At 71.2% G+C, this 1,020-nt stretch carries 1 protein-coding gene; it reads left to right on the top strand.

The features are described from left to right. Positions 1 to 1,020 (top strand): acyltransferase domain-containing protein (locus ACWD3H_RS47710; RefSeq protein WP_451959812.1); only part of this gene is annotated, 1,020 nt, incomplete at both ends.

Raw genomic sequence — 1,020 nt, forward strand, 5'->3', positions numbered from 1 at the left:
GCGATGCGCGAGGGTGTGGTGCCGCGCACGTTGCATGTGGACGAGCCGTCCTCGCATGTGGACTGGAGCGAGGGCGCGGTCGAGCTGGTGGCCGAGGCGCGATCGTGGCCGGAGACCGACCGTCCGCGCCGGGCTGCGGTGTCGTCGTTCGGGATCAGTGGCACCAACGCGCATGTGATCGTCGAGCAGGGCCCGGAGGCCGAGCAGGTCACGGCCGAAGCGCAGGACCGGATGCCGGATGTCGTCGTGGAGCCGCCGGTGGTTTCGGTGGTGGTGTCAGGTCGTACGGCGGAGGCGTTGCGGGCGCAGGCCGGGCGGCTGGTGTCGTATGTGGGTAGCGATCCTGCTCCGGTGCTGAGCGATGTGGCGTTCTCGCTGGTGGCGACGCGGTCGGTGTTCGAGCATCGGGCGGTGGTGGTCGCGGCTGATCGTGAGGGTGTGCTGGCCGGGTTGGGTGCGCTGGCCGAGGAGCGGCCGGGTGTGGGTGTGGTGCGCGGGGTGGCCGGGGTGGAGCCGGAGCTCGCGTTCCTGTTCACCGGTCAGGGCAGCCAGCGGGCGGGGATGGGCCGGGAGTTGTATGGCCGGTTCCCGGTGTTCGCCGAGGCACTGGATGAGGTGATCGCCGAGCTGGATCCGCTGCTCGATGGGTCGTTGCGGGAGGTGCTGTTCGCCGAGCCGGGGTCGGCCGAGGCGGGGTTGCTGGATCGGACGGGGTGGGCGCAGCCGGCGTTGTTCGCGGTGGAGACGGCGCTGTTCCGGCTGGTGTCCTCGTGGGGGGTGCGGCCGGCTGTTTTGGCCGGTCATTCGATCGGGGAGATCACCGCTGCGCATGTGGCGGGGGTGTTGTCCCTGAAGGATGCGTGTGTGTTGGTGGCGGGTCGGGCGCGGTTGATGCAGGCGCTGCCTGCCGGTGGGGCGATGGTGTCGGTGGCAGCGTCGGAGGAGGAGGTCGCCGAGCTGCTGGCCGGGCGTGAGAAGGAGGTGTCGGTCGCGGCGGTGAACGGCCCGGCCTCGGTGGTG

The organism is Streptosporangium sp. NPDC002607 (assembly GCF_053592655.1).